The following is a 21144-nucleotide window of genomic DNA, read 5'->3' on the forward strand; positions in this document are numbered from 1 at the left end:
TTCAGCAGCCTACGGATTGAAACCCTTCATGTCACTAGTGGTGCGGCGCAGGACCCCTTACCCACAGGGCCCTTACCTGCGGGGCGCCTTACGTGCGGGGTGCCTTACGTGCGGGGTGCCTGGCGGCGCGGGCCACCGGCCCTCCCGCCGCTCGCACCGCCGCGACGTCCGGGGCCCCGCGCCTCCGGGGCTCCGCGCCTCCGGGGCTCCGCGTCTCCGGGGCTCCAGGCGTCCCGCGTCCGCGCCTCACGGGCGGCTGCCGCGCAGCCTGCGCCGGTCGTGGGCGGGCTGCGGCGGGGAGTCCGCGAGCCGGACGACCTCGCCGTCCCGCCCGGCCACCACCGGCCCCGGGGAGCGGGCCGCCTTGGCCCGGTACTGCGCCGCGTCCGCGAGCCGGAACAGCCGGCGGGCCGACCGGACCGGGCCGATCGGGTCGCCGGTCGACGCGACCCCGCAGGCCACCCCCTCGCCCAGCTCGATCACCGCGGCCCGGTCGCACAGCTCGGTGGCCGCGCCCACCACGGCGTCCGCCGTCGGCCCGGCCGCCAGCAGGCAGAACTCGTCGCCGCCCAGCCGCGCCGCCAGCGCCTCCGGGAGCATCGCCCCGCACAGCGACAGCACCGAGCCGAAACGTTCTAGCAGACGGTCGCCGACGGCGTGGCCGAGGGTGTCGTTGACCGCCTTGAGGCCGTTCAGGTCGCAGACGACGAGGCTGACCACCGTGCCGTCGAGGCGGTGCCGCTCGACGGCCTCGTCGAGCCGGATGTCGACCGCGCGCCGGTTGGCCAGACCGGTCAACGGGTCGGTGAAGGCCAGTTTGCGCACCTCTTCGAGCCGTTCGGTCTGGGCGATCCCGGAGGCCACGACGGCGGCGAGCACGGTCGCGAAGTCCGCGTCGGCCCGGTCGAACACGGGCCGGCCGGCCGGGCGTGCCACGTACAGCTCGCCCCACGCCCGGCCGTGCAGCACGATCGGCGCGACCACGCAGCAGCCCCGGCCGCGCCGCCGCAGGGCTGCGACCCGCTGGTGGCAGTACGGGCGGGCGCCGCGGGCGGGACCGCCCGCACCGGGCTGCCCGTCCGCGGTCTCCACCCAGGCGTCGGGCTCGCCGCCGCCCGCCCAGCGCTCGTGCAGGAACTCGGTGATCTCCGGGAACTGGTGGACCGGGTACGCCTCCTCCTCGGGGAACTCCTCCTCCCCCTCGGCCCGTTGCCCCGCGTTCACCAGCACCCGCAGCCGGCCCCGCTCCCGCTCCCACACCGAGAGCGCGGCGAAACTGCCGTGCAGCGCCTCGCAGGCGCCCAGCGCGGCCGCCCGCCACGATTCCCGCGGCGTGTAGGCCGCGGCCATGGTCTGCGCCAGCGAAACCACGGCCCGCAGCCGTTCGTCGTCACCACCCATTTCTACAGCTTAGGTAGATTTGTTCTCTTTTGATCAGTTTGATGCGTCACCCATATCAACCGTTTCGCCACGAAATGATCACCCTCGGTGACGCACGCCCGTCGTCACTCACCGGGCCATTCCGGGCGCCGCTTCTCGTTGAACGCGGCCACCCCTTCCGCCCGGTCCCCGGAGAAGGCGACGGACCGCCAGGCCGCGTCCTCCACCTCCAGGCCGGCCCGCAGGTCCAGCCCCTGCCCCAGCCGGAGCGCCCGCTTGGCCGCGCGCAGGCCGACCGGTGAGTTGGCGGCGATCCGGCCGCCCAGCGCGAGGGCCTCCTCGCGGTCCCGGCCGGCCTCGACCAGCTCGTCGACCAGCCCCAGTCCACGCGCCTCGGCGGCCTCGACGCGACGGGCGCTGAACACCAGCTCGGCGGCGCGCGCCGCCCCCACCCGGCGCGGCAGCAACTGCGTTCCCCCGCCGCCCGGGATGACGCCCACGGACACCTCGGGCAGCCCGACCACGGCGGTGGTGTCGGCGACGATCACGTCGCAGGCCAGGGCGAGTTCGAAGCCGCCGCCGAGGGCGAAGCCGTGCACGGCGGCGATCACCGGCATCGGCAGCTCCAGGACCCCGGTGTAGGCGGCGCGGGCGGTGGGCCGCTGGCGGACGAGTTCCGCGTCGGTGAAGGAGTTGCGCTCCTTGAGGTCCGCGCCGACGCAGAAGGCCCGTTCGTGACTGGAGGTCAGCACGGTGGCCCGGACGTCCCGGTCGGCGCCGAGCGCGTCGCAGGCGGCGGCGATGGAGCGGGCCATGTCGGTGGAGACGGCGTTCATCGCCTTCGGCCGGTCCAGGACCAGCTCGGCGACGTGGTCCTGCCCCGCGTGCCGCCGTACGACGACGAACTCCCCGTACCGCTGCTCGGACGTGACGGTCATGGCTGCACCCCTGTCGGTCGACGGCGCCGGCGGTCGACGACCTCCGGCCGACGCCGCCCGCTGCCGTTAACGAGCGTTATCCGGCAGGAATCCTAGACAGGGCGGCCCGGCCGCCGACAGGGCGAGGCCGTAACGGCTGCGGGACGGCGTGGGGCCGGGGCGGATTCCCGCCACCCGGGAGGGACGGTCTCAGGAACCGGTCCGGCCGCGCCGGGCCAGCAGCCACGGCTCCACCACGCCGAGTCCGCGCACGGGCCGCTGCCACATCGGCTGGAGCCCGAAGCGGTAGGACGGCAGCGGCGGCTCCTCCGCCGGCTCGCGGCCCTCCTTCTCGGCGAGCCGGGCCCGCTCGGCGGCGGCCGCCGCGGCCTCGGCGGCCTGCGCCTCGGACTCCGGGGCGTCGCCGTGGCGGACCAGCTCCGCGGCGAACGCCCCGTCCACCAGGACGGCGTCCTTCGGAGCTATCGAGGTCAGCCGGCTGGCGAGGTTCACCGTGGTGCCGAAGACATCGCCCATCCGGGTGGTGACCGTGCCGAAGGCGATGCCGACGCGCAGGGCGGGCATCGTCTCGTCCTGGCCCATCGCCTCGATCAGCCGGAGCGCTATCTCGGCGGCCGTGCCCGCGTCGTCGGCGGCGAAGAGGACCTCGTCGCCGAGGGTCTTGATGAGCCGCCCGCCGTGCGCGGCGACCAGGTCGGCGGCGGTCGTCTCGAAGGACTCGACCAGCTCGCCCAGCTCCTCCTCCTCCAGCCGCCGGGTCAGCCGGGTGAAGCCCACCAGGTCCGCGAAGCCGACCGCGAGCCGCCGGTCGACCATCTCCTCGTCGTCCGCCGCCTGCACGACCCGCCCGGTGGCGGCGGCGAGCTGGCGCCGCCACACGTAGACGAGGAACTCCTGGAGCTCGGGGAGCAACAGCTCGACCAGCGGATACGTGACCTCGGTACGGGTCATGCCCGGCTCGGGCGGTTCGGTCAGGCCCTCCAGGAACGAGTCGATCTGCCACTCGGCCAGCCGGGCGGTGGTCTGGCCGGTGGAGCGGGCGACCTGGATCGCCATCGGCTCGCTGAGCAGCCCCGCCTCGACGAGACCGGCCAGCCGCCGCAGGGCGAGCACGTCGGCCTCGGTGAGCGCCTTGGCCTGCCCGATGTCCGCGAACCCCATGGCCCGCCAGAACCGGGAGGCCAGATCCATGGAGACCCCGGCGGTGCGGGCCGCCTGGAAGGGCGTGTACTGCCGGTCGGCCCCCAGGATCAGCGCTTCGAGGCGGATGGCGAGGGGGTCGTCGGTCGGTTCCACCGTGTGGTCGACCTCGTGGTGGGGCGTGGCGTGGACCGAGGAGTCCGTCCCGGGCTCCTCGCCCGCGCCGGACGTCGTGTCGCCGACGGTCACCAGCCGCCTCCTGCCCGTTCCCTGCGCACTTCCCTGCCGATCTCTCTTCGGATCGCCTCAACGATACGGCAGGTGTGCCCTGGCTCACGTCCTTGGCCGCCCGTCCCCGGTGCGTCGCGCGTGACATCCGTGACATCGGGGCGTACGCGTTGTCCGGCCCGCGCGCCCCCTGCGCCGCTCCCCCGCACCGCCCCGGCTTCCGCGCTCCCGCGCCGCGCCCCCGTCAGGTCAGGCCGCCCGCCACGCCCCGCAGGTGGACGATGTCGCCGGCCGAGACCGGCTGCTGGAGCCCGTCCTCGGTGGAGAGGACGAGCCGGCCGTCCCCGTCGATCGCGACCGCCTCGCCGACCAGGGCGCCACCGCCCGGCAGCTCGGCCCGCACGGTCCGGTCGAGGGTCGCGCACCCCGCCGCGTACGCGGCCTGCAACCCGCTCGCGGCCGCGTCCCCACCGGTCTCCCGCCACGCCCCGTACCAGTGCTCCAGCGAGCGCAGGACGGCGCGCAGCAGCGTCTCGCGGTCGGTGGAGACGGCTCCGGCGAGCACGAGCGACCCGGCGGTGGGGGCGGGCAGCTCGTCGGCGCGCAGCGAGACGTTGATCCCCATGCCGACGACGATGCCGTCCCCGGCGAACTCGGCGAGGATGCCGCCCGTCTTGCGCTCCTCGCCGGCCACGGAGACCAGCAGGTCGTTGGGCCACTTCAGCGACATGTCGACCCCGGCGGACTTCGCGAGCCCGGTGGCGGCGGCCACCCCGGCCAGCAGCGGCACCCACCCCCACCGCTCCACGGGGACGTCGCCGGGCTCCAGGTACACCGAGAGGAACAGTCCGGAGCGGGGCGGGGCCGTCCAGGTCCGCTCCAGCCGTCCGCGCCCGGCGGTCTGCTCCTCGGCGATCAGCACCGTGCCTCCGGCGACCGTCCCGGCGCGGGCCCGCCCGGCGAGGTCGGTGTTGGTGGAGCCGGTGGACTCCACGACCTCCAGCGACGTCCACAACGCGTCGGGCCGCAGCAGTCCGCGGCGCAGCGCGGGCACGTTCAGGGGCGGCCGGTCGAGGTCCGACCAGCGGTTGTGTGGCGCATCCGGGGGTGTCATGCAACCCAGCCTAGGTGTGGCAAAGGACGCACTGCCTTTCCGGAGGCGCGCCGTTACCCTACGAGTCAGTAGCCAAGCGGCGCACGGCGGCGGAGGCCGCGGCGCGATCGCGTGACGAAGCAGAGCCGCACAACCGAGTTACGAGCCAGTAGCCGCAGAGCCGGACAGACGACCGCCCGTCCCCCGTGACCGCCACCGGTCGTCGTCCCCGTGACCAGGCAGGGAGCCGCCCCCGATGTCCGAGCCGCAGATCGACATCCACACCACCGCGGGCAAGCTCGCGGACCTGACGCGCCGCATTGACGAGGCGACGCACGCGGGGTCGGCCCGCGCGGTCGAGAAGCAGCACGCCAAGGGCAAGCTGACGGCCCGTGAGCGGGTCGAGCTGCTGCTGGACGAAGGCTCCTTCGTCGAGCTCGACGAGTTCGCCCGGCACCGCTCGACCAACTTCGGCATCGAGAAGAACCGCCCGTACGGGGACGGCGTCGTCACCGGTTACGGCACGGTCGACGGCCGGCCGGTCTGCGTGTACTCGCAGGACTTCACCATCTTCGGCGGGTCGCTCGGCGAGGTCTACGGCGAGAAGATCGTCAAGGTCATGGACTTCGCGCTGAAGACCGGCTGCCCGGTCATCGGCATCAACGACGGCGGGGGCGCGCGCATCCAGGAGGGCGTGGTGGCGCTCGGCCTGTTCGCCGAGATCTTCCGGCGCAACGTGCACGCCTCGGGGGTGATCCCGCAGATCTCGCTGATCGTCGGCCCGTGCGCGGGCGGTGCGGTCTACTCCCCCGCCATCACCGACTTCACGGTGATGGTCGACCAGACCTCGCACATGTTCATCACCGGGCCCGACGTCATCAAGACGGTCACCGGCGAGGACGTCGGCTTCGAGGAGCTGGGCGGAGCCCGTACGCACAACACCACCTCCGGGGTGGCGCACCACATGGCGGGCGACGAGAAGGACGCCATCGAGTACGTCAAGTCCCTGCTGTCGTACCTGCCGTCGAACAACCTCTCCGAGGCCCCGGCCTTCCCGGAGGAGGCGGACCTCGCCACCACCGACGAGGACCGCGAGCTGGACACGCTCATCCCGGACTCGGCGAACCAGCCGTACGACATGCACACCGCGATCGAACACGTGCTGGACGACGGCGAGTTCCTGGAGACCCAGGCCCTGTTCGCGCCGAACGTCATCACCGGCTTCGGCCGGGTCGAGGGGCACCCGGTCGGCATCGTCGCCAACCAGCCGATGCAGTTCGCCGGCTGCCTCGACATCAACGCCAGCGAGAAGGCGGCCCGCTTCGTCCGCACCTGCGACGCGTTCAACGTCCCCGTCATCACCTTCGTGGACGTGCCGGGCTTCCTGCCGGGCGTGGACCAGGAGTACGGCGGCATCATCCGGCGCGGCGCGAAGCTGATCTACGCGTACGCGGAGGCGACCGTCCCGCTGATCACCGTCATCACCCGCAAGGCGTTCGGCGGCGCGTACGACGTGATGGGCTCCAAGCACCTGGGCGCCGACCTGAACCTCGCCTGGCCCACCGCGCAGATCGCCGTCATGGGGGCGCAGGGCGCGGTGAACATCCTGCACCGGCGCGCCATCGCCGCCGCCGAGGACCCGGACGCGACCCGCGCCGAGCTGATGGCGGACTACGAGGACGCGCTGCTCAACCCGTACGTGGCGGCCGAGCGCGGTTACGTGGACGCGGTGATCATGCCGTCCGACACCCGGGCCCACATCGTCAAGGGGCTGCGTCAGCTCCGTACGAAGCGGGAATCCCTGCCCCCGAAGAAGCACGGCAACATCCCGCTGTAGGGCGCCGGACGCGCCCGGTCCATCCGTTCCAGCCGCCTTTCCCAGAGAGGTCCGCCCATGATCAAGGTCGTGCGGGGCAACCCCACCCCTGAGGAGCTGGCCGCCGCCGTGGCGGTGGTCCAAGCGCGCGCCGCCGCCGCGTCCGCCGTGTCGTCCGGGCCGCCGCTGCCGCCCGAGCAGTGGTCCGACCCGGGCCGCATCGCCCGCTCCGGAGGCCCGCGGCCGGGCCCCCGGGCCTGGGCGCGGACGTACTGGCCGGGCTAGGACGTGTTCCCGAGGCCGTCCCCGGTCCGCCGGGGGCGGCTTTGAGTACCCGTACTCAGGCGGAGGGGCGGGGCGGGGCCGCAGGATCGGAAGCATGCTGTGGTCCGACCCCGAGAACAAGCCGCCGAAGGAACTGCGCGACGCCCAGGCCATGATGCGCAGAGCCGGCGTCCTGCTGGCGCTGGCGATGCTGGTGGCGATGTTCGTGCTCGGCGTCCACTGACCCGCCGGGGACGGGGCCCTTCTACGATGGCGCGTATGACTGATCAGCGCCGTCTCGTGCTCGCCTCCGCCTCCCCCGCCCGCCTCGGCCTGCTGCGCCAGGCGGGATTCGCGCCCGAGGTGATCGTCAGCGGGGTGGACGAGGACGCCCTGAGCGCGCCGACCCCCGCCGAGCTGGCCCTCGTCCTGGCGCGGGCCAAGGCCGCCGCGGTCGCGGAGCGCCCCGAGGCGGCGGGCGCCCTGGTGATCGGCTGCGACTCGGTGCTGGAGCTGGACGGCGAGGCGCTGGGCAAGCCGGCCGACGCCGAGGAGGCCACCGCCCGCTGGAAGGCGATGCGCGGCCGGTCGGGCGTCCTGCGGACCGGGCACAGCGTGATCGACACCGCCTCGGGCCGTACCGCGTCGGAGACGGCGTCCACGGTCGTACGGTTCGGGGAGCCGACCGACGCCGAGGTCGCCGCCTACGTGGCCTCGGGCGAACCGCTCCACGTGGCGGGGGCCTTCACCCTGGACGGCCGCTCGGCGCCGTTCGTCGACTCCATCGAGGGCGACCACGGCAACGTCATCGGCCTCTCGCTGCCGCTGCTGCGCCGCCTGCTGGGCGAACTGGACGTCTCGGTCACGGAGCTGTGGGTCTGAGACCCCGGCGGCCCGGGGCCCGGGCCGCCGGCGGGAGGGGCGGTTCAGACCGCCGCCGGGGCCGGCCGCTCGCCCGGGCCGTCCTCGGCCGGGGCCTCGGGCCCGTACGCCAGCAGGGTGAGGACCAGCAGGGCCAGCACCAGCATCAGGAACGCGAAGGCGTCCCAGCCGACCAGGCCGACGGTGACCGCGCCGAGGACGCCGTGCACGACCGCGCAGCCGATCAGGACGATCCGCCCGAAGCGCCCCGGGGAGCGGTCGCGGGCCCCGGCCGCCAGGGCGATCAGCCCGCACAGGGCCAGCAGCAGCCCGGAGACTCCGCCCATCACCCAGGTCCCGGTGGACATGGCTCCCGGGTCCATACCGGCGAGGGACATGTTCTGGTTCTCCGCGACCGTGGCCAGGGCGGCGTTGACGAGCACGATGCCCACCGCCTCCCCGAACAGCACGAGCGCGGTCACGACCGCCACCGCTCTGCGCATCAGCGTCCCACCCCTGTTACCTCCGGTACGTGCGTAGCGCGGACCCTACTCATGGGTATTCCCGGCGACAAGGGGCCGGGTCCGCCCGCACGCCGGGCAAAGAATCCACCGGCCGTTCGTAGGGAGTCCACAAAGAATCGCCGTGAGGCGTTGACCTTCAGGACAGAGACCTGGACCACACCGGATGGTTACTGTGCGGTTGAGGATCGCGGCGTACCGTGGTGCCACAAGGGATTTCACTACTGGGGCAAGCCTCGGATCACACTCCGTGTGGGCAAGCTCACCATTGGGGACAGGTCGTACGGCCGTGTCGGTAGTCCCTAAACTCAGCTTGTTTCGAGGAGGGAGTCATCGTGCGCAAGGTGCTCATCGCCAACCGTGGCGAAATCGCCGTCCGCGTCGCTCGGGCGTGCCGGGACGCGGGGATCGCGAGTGTCGCGGTCTACGCCGAGCCGGACCGCGACGCGCTGCATGTCCGGGCCGCTGACGAGGCGTTCGCGCTGGGCGGTGACACCCCGGCCGCCAGCTACCTGGACATGGCCAAGGTGCTGCGGGCCGCCGCGGACTCCGGGGCGGACGCGATCCACCCCGGCTACGGATTCCTGTCGGAGAACGCGGAGTTCGCCCAGGCCGTCCTGGACGCCGGACTGACCTGGATCGGCCCCCCGCCGCAGGCGATCCGCGACCTCGGCGACAAGGTCGCCGCCCGGCACATCGCCCAGCGCGCGGGCGCGCCCCTGGTGGCGGGCACCCCGGACCCGGTCTCCGGCTCCGACGAGGTCGTCGCCTTCGCCGAGCAGAACGGCCTGCCGATCGCGATCAAGGCCGCCTTCGGCGGCGGCGGGCGCGGGCTGAAGGTGGCCCGCACCCTGGAGGAGATCCCCGAGCTGTACGACTCCGCGGTCCGCGAGGCGGTCGCCGCCTTCGGCCGGGGCGAGTGCTTCGTCGAGCGCTACCTCGACAAGCCCCGCCACGTGGAGACCCAGTGCCTGGCCGACTCCCACGGCAACGTGGTCGTCGTCTCCACCCGTGACTGCTCGCTCCAGCGCCGCCACCAGAAGCTGGTGGAGGAGGCCCCGGCCCCCTTCCTGACCCAGGCGCAGAACGACGAGCTGTACGCGGCCTCGAAGGCGATCCTCAAGGAGGCCGGCTACGTCGGCGCCGGCACGGTCGAGTTCCTGGTCGGCCTGGACGGCACGATCTCCTTCCTGGAGGTCAACACCCGCCTCCAGGTCGAGCACCCCGTCACCGAAGAGGTCACGGGCATCGACCTCGTACGCGAGATGTTCCGCATCGCGGACGGCGAGGAGCTGGGGTACGGCGACCCGGCCGTGCGCGGGCACTCCTTCGAGTTCCGGATCAACGGCGAGGACCCGGGCCGCGGCTTCCTGCCCGCCCCCGGCACGGTCACCCTCTTCGCCCCGCCGACCGGCCCCGGCGTCCGCCTGGACGCGGGCGTCGAGTCGGGTTCGGTCATCGGCCCGGCGTGGGACTCCCTCCTCGCCAAGCTCATCGTGACCGGCGCGACCCGCGAGCAGGCGCTCCAGCGCGCCGCCCGCGCGCTGGCGGAGTTCCAGGTCGAGGGCATGGCCACCGCCATCCCCTTCCACCGGGCCGTCGTCGCCGACCCCGCCTTCACCGCGGACCCGTTCACCGTGCACACCCGGTGGATCGAGACCGAGTTCGTCAACGACATCAAGCCCTTCGCCGCGCCCGCCGACGCGGACGCGGAGGACGAGGCCGGGCGTGAGACCGTGGTCGTCGAGGTCGGCGGCAAGCGCCTGGAGGTCTCGCTGCCCTCCTCGCTGGGCATGAGCCTGGCCCGTACCGGCCTCGCCGCCGGCGCCAAGCCGAAGCGCCGCGCCGCGAAGAAGGCCGGTTCGGCCGCCTCCGGCGACTCCCTCGCCTCGCCCATGCAGGGCACCATCGTGAAGATCGCGGTGGAGGAGGGGCAGGAGGTCGCGGAGGGCGACCTCGTCGTCGTCCTGGAGGCCATGAAGATGGAGCAGCCGCTCAACGCGCACCGCTCCGGCACCATCAAGGGCCTCTCCGCCGAGGTCGGCGCCTCCGTCTCCTCGGGCGCCCTGATCTGCGAGATCAAGGACTGATCTCCGGCACGCCCCCTCAGGGCCCGGCCCGCGTCCTCACGACGTGGGCCGGGCCCTGTCGCGATCACGGCCCCGGGCCCCACGCGACCGCGGTGCCGAGCCCGTCGCCGCCGTGGCACCGGCCCTCCCCCGCAGTGGCATCCTGGAACCGACGACGGGTCCGAGAGGCCGCCGGTGCCCGAGGGGCGGTCCGAGGGCCGAGGGAGGGGTGGGAGCCATGACAGGGGCGATCCCGATGGAGACGAGCACGGCGCGGCCGATGCGCGCGGACGCGCGGCGGAACCACGACCGGCTGGTGGGCGAGGCGCGCAGGTCGTTCGCCGAACACGGTACGGACGCGTCGCTGGAGGACATCGCCCGGCGGGCGGGCGTGGGGATCGGCACCCTCTACCGGCACTTCCCGAACCGGGACGCCCTGATGAACGCGGTCTTCCAGGACGCCCTGCGCTCCCTGCTGGACCGCTCCCGCGAGCTGGCGGCGGCGGAGGCGCCGTGCCGGGCGCTGGTGGACTGGCTGGGCTCGATCGTCACTCATGCGGGTGAGTACCGCGGGCTGGCCCACGCCCTGATGTCCGCCTCCCGCGACGCGACCTCGCCGCTGACGCAGTGCCACCGACCGCTCCGCGAGGCGGGCGCGGGACTGCTGCGCCGGGCCCAGGAGAGCGGAGCCGTACGGGACGACGTCTCCATCGACGACCTGCTCCAGCTCACCAACGCGATCGCCCTGGCGGCCGAACAGTCGCCCGACGACCCGGAGTTGACGGAGCGACTGCTACGGCTGACGCTGCGCGGGCTGAAGTAGCCGCCGGACGGCCGTCCCGAGCCGCCTCCGGCGCGACGCTCCCGGGACGGCGCTCCAGCAGTGGGACCGCGTCCTGTCAGCGACTCGACTCCCTTCGATGGAGGGCGAGTCGGCCGCGGCGGCCGGCGGCTCCCGGACGCTGGACGCACGCGGCCCGGGGAGCCCGGAGTGCGTAGGCGGCCCCGCTTCTCCCGGAGCCGGCGTTGGGGTTGGATGACCGGATGCGGAGATCAACGGTCTGGACACGCGGGTGGGGGACGGCGGCGCTCATATGCGCGGCGGCGGTGGTCCTGCTTCCCGTCGTACGGTTCACCGCCACGACGCCGCGCCTCGACATGCTGGTCGCGATGGCGGCGGCACTCGTGTGCGGCCTGGGGTGGGTGGCGGCCACCTTCCGGGCGCCCGTACTGGAGCCGGGCTCACTCGACCCCGGAGTCGACGAGCAGCTCCCACCGATCCCCTCGGTGCTCCCCCGGCCCTTCCCCGTCCCGTTGGGCCCCGCGGTCGCCCTGGCGCTCGCCGTCACCGCCGTCGCCTCGGCCTCCCTGGTGGGACTGCGGCCGGACGGCGCCCAGGGCGCGGCGCTCGACGCGATCCAACGGGCGCAGCCGCGGGTGTCGACCGGGACCGTCGTCCAGGCCGGCGAAGGTGAGCCCACCGGGGTCGGCAAGGGCAGGCGCGGCGCCTACTACTTCGCCGATCTGCGGGTCGAACTGGCCGACGGCACGGTGCTCGCCGTGGACCGCGGGATCGTCGGCTCGTCGCCGGAGGAGGGCATGGACGTCCGGGTCCTGCACGCGCCGGGCCGCCCCGGGCTCGGCGGGTGGGTGGACGACGGCGTGGACATCTCGTCGTACCTCTCGCCCTGGTACGTGCCGCTGGAGGGCGGGACGCTGATGCCGTTCGCGGTTCTGCTGTTCGCGGCGTGCTGGGCGAGCGCCGGGCTCGTGAACTCGGAGCGCGTCTCCGCGTACGGTCCGCGCAGGCTGCTGACCGAGGACGCCGCGGCGGGGGAGGTCAACGCCGGATATGTGGACCGGCTGACCGCCGTCCACGAAGCGCACACCACGGTCGGCGGCCGGGCCGGCAGCACCAAGGTGGTCGACAGAGTCTGGTTGAGCGCCGACGTCGACGAGGTCAGGGGGCTCGAACTCCGTGTCGACGGCACCGACGTTCTCGCCCTGGCGACGGAGTTCGGCGAGACGACGGGCTGGCTGCTCTGGGCCCGGCGCTGGAACATGGTGAACGGCACGGACCCGGTTCCGATGGTCTTCGTCGCCCCCGACGGCCGGAGCTTCACCTGCTCCGTTCTCCGCTCCCACATGCGCCGTCTGACCGATGCCGCCCCGGTGACGTGGGAGGCGACCACCCCCGGCGCGGCGGCCCGGCCCTGGGAGGGCGTCTGCCGCACCTCCCCCGGCGTCCGGCTCACCGTGGTCGGGCTGTACGCGGTGGTCGGGGCGTCGCTGCTCCCGGCCCTGACCGGGAACGCCGGCCACCTCACCGGCTACCTCCCGCTCGCCCTCGCGTCCGCCGCCTCCGTCCTGACGGCCGTGCTCGTGGCTCCCGCCTGGCGCCGCACCCTGCCGCTTCCGGGCTGGGAGCGGCGGAGGACACGGGACGCACGCGTGCCCGCCTGACACGACGACCGGCCGTCGGCTACCGCCGGCGCAGGTCCGCCACCCGGGCGCGTTCGCCGGACGACGCCTGGTCGGACAGCGGGGTGGCGCTCCGCAGCTGCGGTCCCGGCCCCCCGTTCCGCGTCGTCGTACGCCGCTGCCCCGGCAACGGCATGTCGCGGCGCGGGCGGCGCTCTCCGGGGGGCCCGTCCCCGCCGGTCGCGTCCGTGTCCGAACCGGCCACCGTGATCTCCACACCCTGGTCGGCCAGGGCCTGGAGCTCGGCGGCGGCCCGCTCGTCGTGGAGCGGCGGCTCGTCGGTGACCAGACGGGTGATCAGCTCGGTGGGCACCGTCTGGAACATGGTGTCCGAGCCGAGCTTGGTGTGGTCCGCCAGGACGACCACCTCCGCGGCGGCCTGGACGAGGGCCCGGTCGACGCTGGCCGAGAGCATGTTGGAGGTGGACAGGCCACGCTCCGCGGTGAGGCCGCTCCCGGAGATGAACGCCCGGGAGACCCGCAGCCCCTGGAGGGACTGCTCGGCCCCGCTGCCCACCAGCGCGTAGTTGCTCCCGCGCAGGGTGCCGCCGGTCATGACGACTTCGACCCGGTTGGCATGGGCCAACGCCTGGGCCACCAGCAGCGAGTTGGTGACGACGGTCAGACCGGGGACGCGCGCGAGCCGGCGGGCCAGCTCCTGGGTGGTCGTACCGGCGCCGACCACGATGGCCTCGCCCTCGCCGACGAGGCCGGCGGCCAGGTCGGCGATCGCGGTCTTCTCCGCGGTGGAGAGATGGGATTTCTGCGGAAAGCCGGACTCCCGCGTGAAACCGCCCGGCAAGACCGCACCGCCGTGCCGGCGGTCGAGGAGTCCTTCTGCCTCCAGTGCCCGCACGTCCCGCCGTACGGTCACTTCGGAGGTCTGGACGACGCGGGCGAGCTCACGGAGCGATACCGCCCCGTTGGCGCGCACCATTTCGAGGATCAATTGACGACGTTCTGCAGCGAACACGGAACTGACAGTAACGTGCCCGTCGCTGGGTTTTCAGCAGTTTGCACCGAATAACAGAAGTTGTACTTCACAGGGGCCTCCCAGTGGTATAGGAGGCCCCTTGGTCGGTCAGGGGTGATCACGGACGGCTTCCAGCGCCGTCCGGGCTGCCTGGGGCTGCCGGGGATCGTCCGGTTCCCCGGCCCCTCAGCCCTCGCCGGTGAGCTTGCGGGTGTGCAACTGCCGGGCCACTTCGGCGATCGATCCGGACAGGGACGGGTACACGGTGAAGGCGTTCGCGATCTGTTCCACCGTCATGTTGTTGTCGACGGCGATCGAGATGGGGTGGATCAGCTCGCTGGCGCGCGGCGCGACGACGCAGCCGCCGACCACGATCCCCGTACCGGGGCGGCAGAAGATCTTGACGAAGCCGTCGCGGATGCCCTGCATCTTGGCGCGCGGGTTGCGCAGCAGCGGCAGCTTGACGACCCGCGCCTCGATCCTGCCCGCGTCGACGTCGGCCTGGCTGTAGCCGACGGTGGCGATCTCCGGGTCGGTGAAGACGTTGGCGGAGACCGCCTTCAGGTTCAGCGGGGCCACCGCGTCGCCGAGGAAGTGGTACATCGCGATCCGGCCCTGCATCGCGGCCACCGAGGCCAGCGCGAAGATCCCGGTGACGTCGCCGGCGGCGTAGACGCCGGGCGCGCTGGTGCGCGAGACCCGGTCGGTGAGGACGTGCCCGGAGTCCTTGAGCCGGACGCCGGCCTCCTCCAGGCCCATGCCCGCGGTGTTCGGGATCGCGCCGACCGCCATCAGGCAGTGCGAGCCGGTGATGACCCGGCCGTCCGCGAGGGCGACCTCGACCCGGTCGCCGACCCGCTTGGCGGACTGGGCGCGGGAGCGGGCCATGACGTTCATCCCGCGCCGCCGGAAGACGTCCTCCAGGACGGCGGCGGCGTCCGGGTCCTCGCCGGGCAGCACCCGGTCGCGGGAGGAGACGAGGGTGACGCGGGAGCCGAGCGCCTGGTAGGCCCCGGCGAACTCGGCGCCGGTGACGCCGGATCCGACGACGATGAGCTCCTCGGGCAGCTCGTCGAGGTCGTAGACCTGGGTCCAGTTCAGGATGCGCTCGCCGTCCGGCTTCGCGTCCGGGATCTCCCGGGGGTGGCCGCCGGTCGCTATCAGCACGGCGTCGGCGGTCAGCCGCTCCTCGGTGCCGTCCGCGGCGGTGACGACGACCTGGCGGGATCCGTCGGCGGCCTGGAGCCCGTCCAGCCGGCCCCGGCCGCGCATCACGCGGGCGCCGGCCCGGGTGACGGAGGCGGTGATGTCGTGGGACTGGGCGAGCGCGAGGCGCTTGACCCGGCGGTTGACCTTGCCGAGGTCCACGCCGACGACGCGGGCGGCCTGCTCCACGTGCGGGGTGTCGTCGGCGACGATGATGCCCAGCTCCTCGTAGGAGGAGTCGAAGGTGGTCATCACCTCGGCCGTCGCGATCAGGGTCTTCGACGGCACGCAGTCGGTGAGGACCGACGCTCCGCCGAGACCGTCGCAGTCGACGACGGTCACCTCCGCACCGAGCTGGGCGCCCACCAGGGCCGCCTCGTAGCCGCCGGGGCCGCCGCCGATGATCACGATCCGGGTCACGAAAAGTCCGCCTCGCGTTGGGTTGCCCCGCGGCCGCCCTGCCGCCCCGGCCGGGGGTCCGGGGGATCGCCCCGGGGGTCTGCAGTACGTACTCCATTGTCCCGCACGCGCCAAGGTGCTTCGCCCCGGGGCCCTCCATACGGGAAAGGAAGCGCCCACCACGCGGGACCGGACGGCCCGGAGGGCGGGCTCCCGGCGCCGGACGCGGGGGTGCGAACCGTCCTCGTACTGCCCCGACCGGGGCCTTCGTCACAGGAACCGCCTCTCCCGCGCCCGCCTCCCGTACCCTCGATCCCATGTCGCTCTACGCCGCGTACGCCGGCAACCTCGACGCGCGGCTGATGACCCGCCGCGCCCCGCATTCCCCGATGCGCAGCACCGGCTGGCTCAACGGCTGGCGGCTGACCTTCGGCGGGGAGCAGATGGGCTGGGAGGGCGCGCTGGCCACCGTGGTGGAGGCGCCGCGCTCCCAGGTCTTCGTCGCGCTGTACGACCTGGCCCCGATGGACGAGGACTCCATGGACCGCTGGGAGGGCGTCGGCCTGGACGTCTACCGGCGCATGCGCATCCGGGTGCACACCCTGGACGGCGAGGAGCCGGCCTGGATCTACGTGCTGAACGGGTACGAGGGCGGTCTGCCCTCGGCGCGCTACCTGGGGGAGATCGCGGACGCCGCGGAATCCGCCGGCGCGCCCCACGACTATGTGATGGAGCTCCGCAAGCGCCCCTGCTGAACCGGTGGGGCCTGTCGTCACCCTGCCGCCTGCCGTCGTCGTCCGGCAGGCGGCAGGCGGCAGGCGGCAGGCGGCAGGGGGACGACAGGCCCCGGGGGCCCGCGCCGAACCCTCTCCGTCCGCCCCGGTCGGGGGCTTCCGTCCCCGGTCGGCGCCGTGGCCGGTCCCCTGGCCCGCACCCCGGTCGTGCGAAAGTACGAAGACCTCCCCGGCCTCTTTGCGCCGGGGCATCTACGCGCGTAGGGATTCAGCGGTTACGCTCATCCGCGTGAACGCATCTGTTATTCCGGACAACATCCAGGGCGACCCGCAGGCCGCCGCCGCCGGGGCCGCCGCCCGCCTGCGCGAGCTGACCGGCGCCGAGACCCATGACGTCGCCCTGGTCATGGGCTCCGGCTGGGCCCCCGCGGGCGAAGCGCTCGGCGTCCCGGAGGCCGAGTTCCCCGTGACCGAGCTGCCCGGCTTCCCGGCGCCCGCCGTCGAGGGCCACGGCGGCACGGTCCGCTCGTACCGGATCGGCGAGAAGCGCGTGCTGGTCTTCCTCGGCCGCACGCACTTCTACGAGGGCCGGGGCGTCGCCGCCGTCGCCCACGGGGTCCGTACCGCGGTGGCCGCGGGCTGCCGGACCGTCGTCCTGACGAACGGCTGCGGCGGCCTGCGCGAGGGCATGCGTCCGGGGCAGCCGGTGCTGATCAGCGACCACATCAACCTGACGGCCGCCTCCCCGATCATCGGCGCCAACTTCGTCGACCTGACCGACCTGTACTCGCCGCGGCTGCGCGCGCTGTGCAAGGAGATCGACGAGACCCTGGAAGAGGGCGTGTACGTCCAGTTCCCCGGCCCGCACTACGAGACCCCGGCCGAGATCAACATGGTCCGGGTCATGGGCGGCGACCTGGTGGGCATGTCCACGGTCCTGGAGGCCATCGCGGCCCGCGAGGCGGGCGCGGAGGTGCTGGGCCTCTCCCTCGTCACCAACCTGGCGGCGGGCCTCTCCGGAGAACCCCTCAACCACGAGGAGGTCCTCCAGGCCGGCCGCGACTCGGCGACCCGGATGGGCGCGCTGCTGGCACGGGTGCTGGAACGCATCTAGAGCGGGTTTCGAAAGTCCCGCCTGCTCGGCGGCGTCCGGGCGGACGACGCTCCTTCCGCAACACGCCCCGGAGCGTGCCCCGCGGAGCCGGTCCCGGTCCGCCGGGCCCCCCGGGGCGTGCCCGGCGGACCGGGACCGGGCACTCCGCCCGGGGACGGTCCCACCGGGCGGACGGGCCGGGCGCCGCGCCCGCCCGCCCCGGCCCCTCCCCCGCCGCACCGCCACCGCCCCGTCCCCCGCCGACCCGCGCCGCCACCGGCCCGTACCCACCGCCCCGCACCACCGAAGACTTCCGCCCACCCCGAAAGGCGCTCCCCGTGCAGCACGATCTCATCGCACAGGCCAGGACCTGGCTGGCCGAGGACCCCGATCCCGAGACCCGCGACGAACTGGCCGCGCTGATCGGGGCGGGCGACACCCAGGAGCTGGCCGGCCGTTTCGCGGGCACGCTCCAGTTCGGCACCGCCGGCCTGCGCGGCGAGCTCGGGGCCGGGCCGATGCGGATGAACCGGTCCGTGGTGATCCGGGCGGCGGCGGGCCTCGCCGCCTACCTGAAGGCGCAGGGGCAGGAGGGCGGGCTCGTCGTCATCGGCTACGACGCCCGCTACAAGTCCGCCGACTTCGCGCGCGACACCGCGGCCGTGATGACCGGCGCGGGGCTCCGCGCCGCCGTGCTGCCGCGCCCGCTCCCCACCCCCGTCCTGGCCTACGCCATACGGCATCTGGGCGCGGTCGCCGGGGTGGAGGTCACCGCCAGCCACAACCCGCCGCGCGACAACGGCTACAAGGTCTACCTCGGCGACGGTTCGCAGATCGTGCCCCCCGCCGACGGCGAGATCGCGGCCGCCATCGCCGCGGTCGGCCCGCTGGCGGACGTCGTACGCCCCGAGGACGGCTGGGAGACGCTGGGCGAGGACGTCCTGGACGCCTACCTGGCCCGTACGGACGCGGTGCTGGCCGCCGGGAGCCCCCGTACGGCCCGGACCGTCTACACGGCGATGCACGGCGTCGGCGCCTCGGTGCTGACCGCGGCGTTCGAGCGGGCCGGCTTCCCCGCGCCGGTGCTCGTCGCCGAGCAGGCCGAGCCGGACCCGGCGTTCCCCACCGTGGCCTTCCCGAACCCGGAGGAGCCGGGCGCGATGGATCTCGCCTTCGCCACCGCGCGCCGGGCCGCGCCCGACCTGGTCATCGCCAACGACCCGGACGCGGACCGCTGCGCCGTCGCCGTGCCCGACGCCTCCGCAAAGGGCGGCTGGCGGATGCTGCGCGGCGACGAGGTGGGCGCGCTGCTCGCGGCGCACCTGGTGGAGCGGGGCGTCTCCGGCGTGTTCGCGGAGTCGATCGTGTCGTCGTCGCTGCTGGGCCGGATCGCGGAGCAGGCGGGCCTCGGGTACGAGGAGACGCTGACCGGGTTCAAGTGGATCGCCCGGGTGGAGGGTCTGCGGTACGGGTACGAGGAGGCGCTCGGCTACTGCGTCGACCCCGAGGGCGTGCGCGACAAGGACGGCATCACCGCCGCCCTGCTCGTCGCCGAGCTGGCTTCCGTGCTCAAGGAGCGGGGCCGTACGCTGCTCGACCTGCTGGACGACCTGGCGCTCGCCCACGGGCTGCACGCCACCGACCAGCTCTCGGTGCGGGTGGAGGACCTGACGGTCATCGCCGACGCCATGACCCGCCTCCGCGAACGGCCGCCGACCGCCCTCGCGGGCCTGGCGGTCACCTCGGCCGAGGACCTGACGCGGGGCACGGACCGGCTTCCGCCCACGGACGGGCTGCGTTACCACCTGGAGGGCGCCCGGGTGATCGTCCGCCCGAGCGGTACCGAGCCGAAGCTCAAGTGCTACCTGGAGGTCGTCGTCCCGGTGGCCGACGCGACCGGGCTGCCCGCCGCGCGGGCCCGGGGGGCGGAGCTGCTCGCCGCCATCAAGCGGGACCTGGCGGCGGCGGCCGGGATCTGAGACTGCGCGGAGCACGGACGGGGGCCGGTCCCGGCGGAGACTTCCGCCGGGACCGGCCCCCGTCCGTGGGCACGCCGGGAAGTCCCGGCCGCCGGTGGTTCCCGGAACCCTCGTCAGCCCACCGCCCACGCCACCGCGAGCACGACCGCCCCGGCGACGGCCGGGGCCATCACCTCGTACGCCCAGCGCACCGAGACCGCGGCAGCCCCCTCCGGAGTCGTCCCGCCCGCGCCCTCGGCCAGGTCCCGCAGGTCGCGGACGGTCTGGTCGGCGGAGGCGGTGCGGGCGGCGGAGTCGCGGACGTCGGCGCTGACCGACGTGCGGCCGTAGGGGTCGTCGTGCGCGGCGCGGGCCGCTGCGCGCGCCGCGCGCTTGCGGGCGCGCAGCGAGACGGGGATGGCCCAGAGCTGGTACTTCGTGCCGTCCTGGGCGAGCAGTTCGGAGGAGTAGGAGGCGCGCACGTCGGCGACCTCGGTCCAGGGGAGCAGGATCGTCCGGAACGGGTTGCGGACGCGGACGCGCTCGTCGTTCACGAAGACCGCGGGCCGCAGGGTGAAGGCCACGACCAGGGGTACCACGAGCAGCAGGGCCCCCGCCGCGAGCCACGGCACGCGGCCCCCGCCCCGGATCATGGCGTCGCCGGCCATCCAGGCGATCAGCAGGAGCAGCAGCACCCCGCAGACCAGCGCGGAGACGGACCGGTAGGTCCGGTCGGCGTGGGGCGGCTCTGCGGGGGGTGTGGGGCTCGTCATGGGGCGATTCTGCCTGACGGGCGCGGAAGGCGGTGGAGCGGCCGTCACGCGGCGGCGCCGCGGAGAGCCGGGGTGGGGCGCCGGGGTGCGGGCCCTGTCGGCGACCGCGTGCCGGACGTACCGGGCGGCGGCGCGCGGGAGGCGTTCCTGCCGGGTGCGGAACGCCCGGACGAGTCGGCCCCCTGTACAGGTTGCTACGCGCGTAGATATGCTCCTCTGGTGACCATGCCCACCACTGCTTCCTCCCCCAAGCCCTCAACGGCGTCCGAGCAGGGAGGTGCCCCCCTCTCCGACGCGACGGCGTCCGACAGCGCGCTGCGCCGCTTCCTGTTCGGGCTGCCCGGCGTCGACGCCGTCGGCCTCGAAGCGCGCGCCGCCGCCCTCGGAACCCGTTCGATCAAGACGACGGCCAAGGCGTACGCCATCGATCTCGCCATCTCGATGATCGACCTGACGACGCTGGAAGGCGCGGACACCCCGGGCAAGGTCCGGGCTCTCGCCGCCAAGGCCGTCAACCCCGACCCCACCGACCGCACGACCCCGCACACCGCGGCCGTCTGCGTCTACCCCGACATGGCGGCCACCGCCGCCGCCGCGCTGGCCGGTTCCGGTGTGAAGGTGGCGTCCGTGGCGACCGCCTTCCCGGCGGGCCGGGCGGCGCTGGACGTCAAGCTCGCGGACGTCCGCGACGCCGTGGCGGCCGGGGCGGACGAGATCGACATGGTGATCGACCGGGGGGCGTTCCTCTCCGGCCGGTTCCTGAAGGTCTACGAGGAGATCGCCGCCGTGAAGGCGGAGTGCGGCTCCGCCCGCCTCAAGGTGATCTTCGAGACCGGCGAGCTGTCCACGTACGACAACATCCGCCGGGCCTCCTGGATCGGGATGCTGGCGGGCGCGGACTTCATCAAGACCTCGACCGGCAAGGTGGCCGTCAACGCCACCCCCGCCAATACCCTCCTCATGCTGGAGGCCGTGCGCGACTTCCGGGCGGCCACCGGCGTGCAGATCGGCGTGAAGCCGGCCGGCGGCATCCGCTCCACCAAGGACGCGGTGAAGTTCCTGGTCCTGGTGAACGAGACCGCGGGCGAGGACTGGCTGGACCCGCACTGGTTCCGGTTCGGCGCGTCCAGCCTGCTCAACGACCTGCTGATGCAGCGCCAGAAGCTCAGCACCGGCCGTTACTCCGGCCCCGATTACGTGACGGTGGACTGATAACC

19 protein-coding genes are annotated in these 21144 nt (G+C 73.9%); 11 read left to right on the forward strand and 8 right to left on the reverse strand.

The features are described from left to right. Positions 1 to 246: 246 nt before the first annotated feature. From AMK24_RS02665 to AMK24_RS02680, 4 genes are all read right to left on the reverse strand, one after another. Positions 247 to 1401: a GGDEF domain-containing protein gene (locus AMK24_RS02665; protein ID WP_073764554.1), complete on the reverse strand. Its 1155-nt coding sequence runs from the start codon at positions 1399 to 1401 to the stop codon at positions 247 to 249. A 104-nt stretch (positions 1402 to 1505) separates the two neighbouring features. Then, the gene (locus AMK24_RS02670) at positions 1506 to 2318 is read right to left on the reverse strand and encodes an enoyl-CoA hydratase/isomerase family protein (protein ID WP_073764556.1); all 813 of its coding nucleotides are present in this window, start codon (positions 2316 to 2318) and stop codon (positions 1506 to 1508) included. 189 nt (positions 2319 to 2507) lie between these two features. After that, complete coding sequence (locus AMK24_RS02675; protein ID WP_073764558.1) at positions 2508 to 3707, reverse strand: adenylate/guanylate cyclase domain-containing protein; 1200 nt, start codon at positions 3705 to 3707, stop codon at positions 2508 to 2510. A 223-nt stretch (positions 3708 to 3930) separates the two neighbouring features. Continuing rightward, complete coding sequence (locus AMK24_RS02680; RefSeq protein WP_073764560.1) at positions 3931 to 4800, reverse strand: biotin--[acetyl-CoA-carboxylase] ligase; 870 nt, start codon at positions 4798 to 4800, stop codon at positions 3931 to 3933. Between the two features lie 235 nt (positions 4801 to 5035). Here AMK24_RS02680 and AMK24_RS02685 point away from each other — a divergent pair, with 235 nt between their 5' ends. From AMK24_RS02685 to AMK24_RS02695, 4 genes are all read left to right on the forward strand, one after another. Further along, a complete protein-coding gene (locus AMK24_RS02685) occupies positions 5036 to 6616 on the forward strand; it encodes an acyl-CoA carboxylase subunit beta (protein WP_073764562.1) in 1581 nt (526 codons plus the stop codon). Between the two features lie 57 nt (positions 6617 to 6673). Next, the gene (locus tag AMK24_RS02690) at positions 6674 to 6880 is read left to right on the forward strand and encodes an acyl-CoA carboxylase subunit epsilon (RefSeq protein WP_073764564.1); all 207 of its coding nucleotides are present in this window, start codon (positions 6674 to 6676) and stop codon (positions 6878 to 6880) included. Positions 6881 to 6974: 94 nt separating this feature from the next. Then, entirely contained in the window at positions 6975 to 7103 is a 129-nt protein-coding gene (gene mmpB / locus AMK24_RS35115) for a morphogenic membrane protein MmpB (protein ID WP_267488448.1), read from the forward strand. Positions 7104 to 7129: 26 nt separating this feature from the next. Next, positions 7130 to 7741, forward strand: a complete 612-nt coding sequence (locus tag AMK24_RS02695) for a Maf family protein (RefSeq protein WP_079190398.1) — start codon at positions 7130 to 7132, stop codon at positions 7739 to 7741. 44 nt (positions 7742 to 7785) lie between these two features. Here the strand turns inward: AMK24_RS02695 and AMK24_RS02700 are convergent, their stop codons facing one another. Continuing rightward, positions 7786 to 8223 carry a hypothetical protein gene (locus tag AMK24_RS02700; protein ID WP_073764568.1) on the reverse strand — a complete coding sequence of 146 codons (438 nt, stop codon included), beginning with the start codon at positions 8221 to 8223 and terminating at the stop codon, positions 7786 to 7788. 353 nt (positions 8224 to 8576) lie between these two features. Between AMK24_RS02700 and AMK24_RS02705 the strand changes: the two genes are divergently transcribed. From AMK24_RS02705 to AMK24_RS02715, 3 genes are all read left to right on the forward strand, one after another. Beyond that, positions 8577 to 10331: an acetyl/propionyl/methylcrotonyl-CoA carboxylase subunit alpha gene (locus tag AMK24_RS02705; RefSeq protein ID WP_073764570.1), complete on the forward strand. Its 1755-nt coding sequence runs from the start codon at positions 8577 to 8579 to the stop codon at positions 10329 to 10331. Positions 10332 to 10590: 259 nt separating this feature from the next. Next, complete coding sequence (locus AMK24_RS02710; protein ID WP_443333903.1) at positions 10591 to 11133, forward strand: TetR/AcrR family transcriptional regulator; 543 nt, start codon at positions 10591 to 10593, stop codon at positions 11131 to 11133. 221 nt (positions 11134 to 11354) lie between these two features. After that, entirely contained in the window at positions 11355 to 12773 is a 1419-nt protein-coding gene (locus AMK24_RS02715; protein WP_206780343.1) for a hypothetical protein, read from the forward strand. Positions 12774 to 12792: 19 nt separating this feature from the next. Here the strand turns inward: AMK24_RS02715 and AMK24_RS02720 are convergent, their stop codons facing one another. Beyond that, entirely contained in the window at positions 12793 to 13764 is a 972-nt protein-coding gene (locus AMK24_RS02720) for a DeoR/GlpR family DNA-binding transcription regulator (protein WP_073764576.1), read from the reverse strand. A 186-nt stretch (positions 13765 to 13950) separates the two neighbouring features. Further along, positions 13951 to 15390, reverse strand: coding sequence for an NAD(P)H-quinone dehydrogenase (locus AMK24_RS02725; protein WP_073764578.1), 1440 nt, complete (start codon positions 15388 to 15390; stop codon positions 13951 to 13953). Positions 15391 to 15686: 296 nt separating this feature from the next. Here AMK24_RS02725 and AMK24_RS02730 point away from each other — a divergent pair, with 296 nt between their 5' ends. The 3 genes from AMK24_RS02730 (at position 15687) to AMK24_RS02740 (ending at position 19175) form a co-directional block, all read left to right on the forward strand. After that, on the forward strand, positions 15687 to 16124 hold the full coding sequence (locus AMK24_RS02730; RefSeq protein ID WP_073764580.1) for a gamma-glutamylcyclotransferase: 438 nt from the start codon (positions 15687 to 15689) through the stop codon (positions 16122 to 16124). A gap of 268 nt (positions 16125 to 16392) precedes the next feature. After that, complete coding sequence (locus AMK24_RS02735) at positions 16393 to 17217, forward strand: purine-nucleoside phosphorylase (protein ID WP_073764582.1); 825 nt, start codon at positions 16393 to 16395, stop codon at positions 17215 to 17217. Between the two features lie 317 nt (positions 17218 to 17534). Next, the gene (locus AMK24_RS02740; RefSeq protein WP_073764584.1) at positions 17535 to 19175 is read left to right on the forward strand and encodes a phospho-sugar mutase; all 1641 of its coding nucleotides are present in this window, start codon (positions 17535 to 17537) and stop codon (positions 19173 to 19175) included. 113 nt (positions 19176 to 19288) lie between these two features. Here AMK24_RS02740 and AMK24_RS02745 read toward each other — a convergent pair whose 3' ends face one another. Beyond that, on the reverse strand, positions 19289 to 19927 hold the full coding sequence (locus tag AMK24_RS02745) for a PH domain-containing protein (RefSeq protein WP_073764586.1): 639 nt from the start codon (positions 19925 to 19927) through the stop codon (positions 19289 to 19291). 225 nt (positions 19928 to 20152) lie between these two features. Here AMK24_RS02745 and deoC point away from each other — a divergent pair, with 225 nt between their 5' ends. After that, the gene (deoC, locus tag AMK24_RS02750) at positions 20153 to 21139 is read left to right on the forward strand and encodes a deoxyribose-phosphate aldolase (protein WP_079190435.1); all 987 of its coding nucleotides are present in this window, start codon (positions 20153 to 20155) and stop codon (positions 21137 to 21139) included. The last annotated feature ends 5 nt before the right edge of the window (positions 21140 to 21144 follow it).

The organism is Streptomyces sp. CB02366 (assembly GCF_001905905.1).
Taxonomy (GTDB): Bacteria; Actinomycetota; Actinomycetes; order Streptomycetales; family Streptomycetaceae; genus Streptomyces.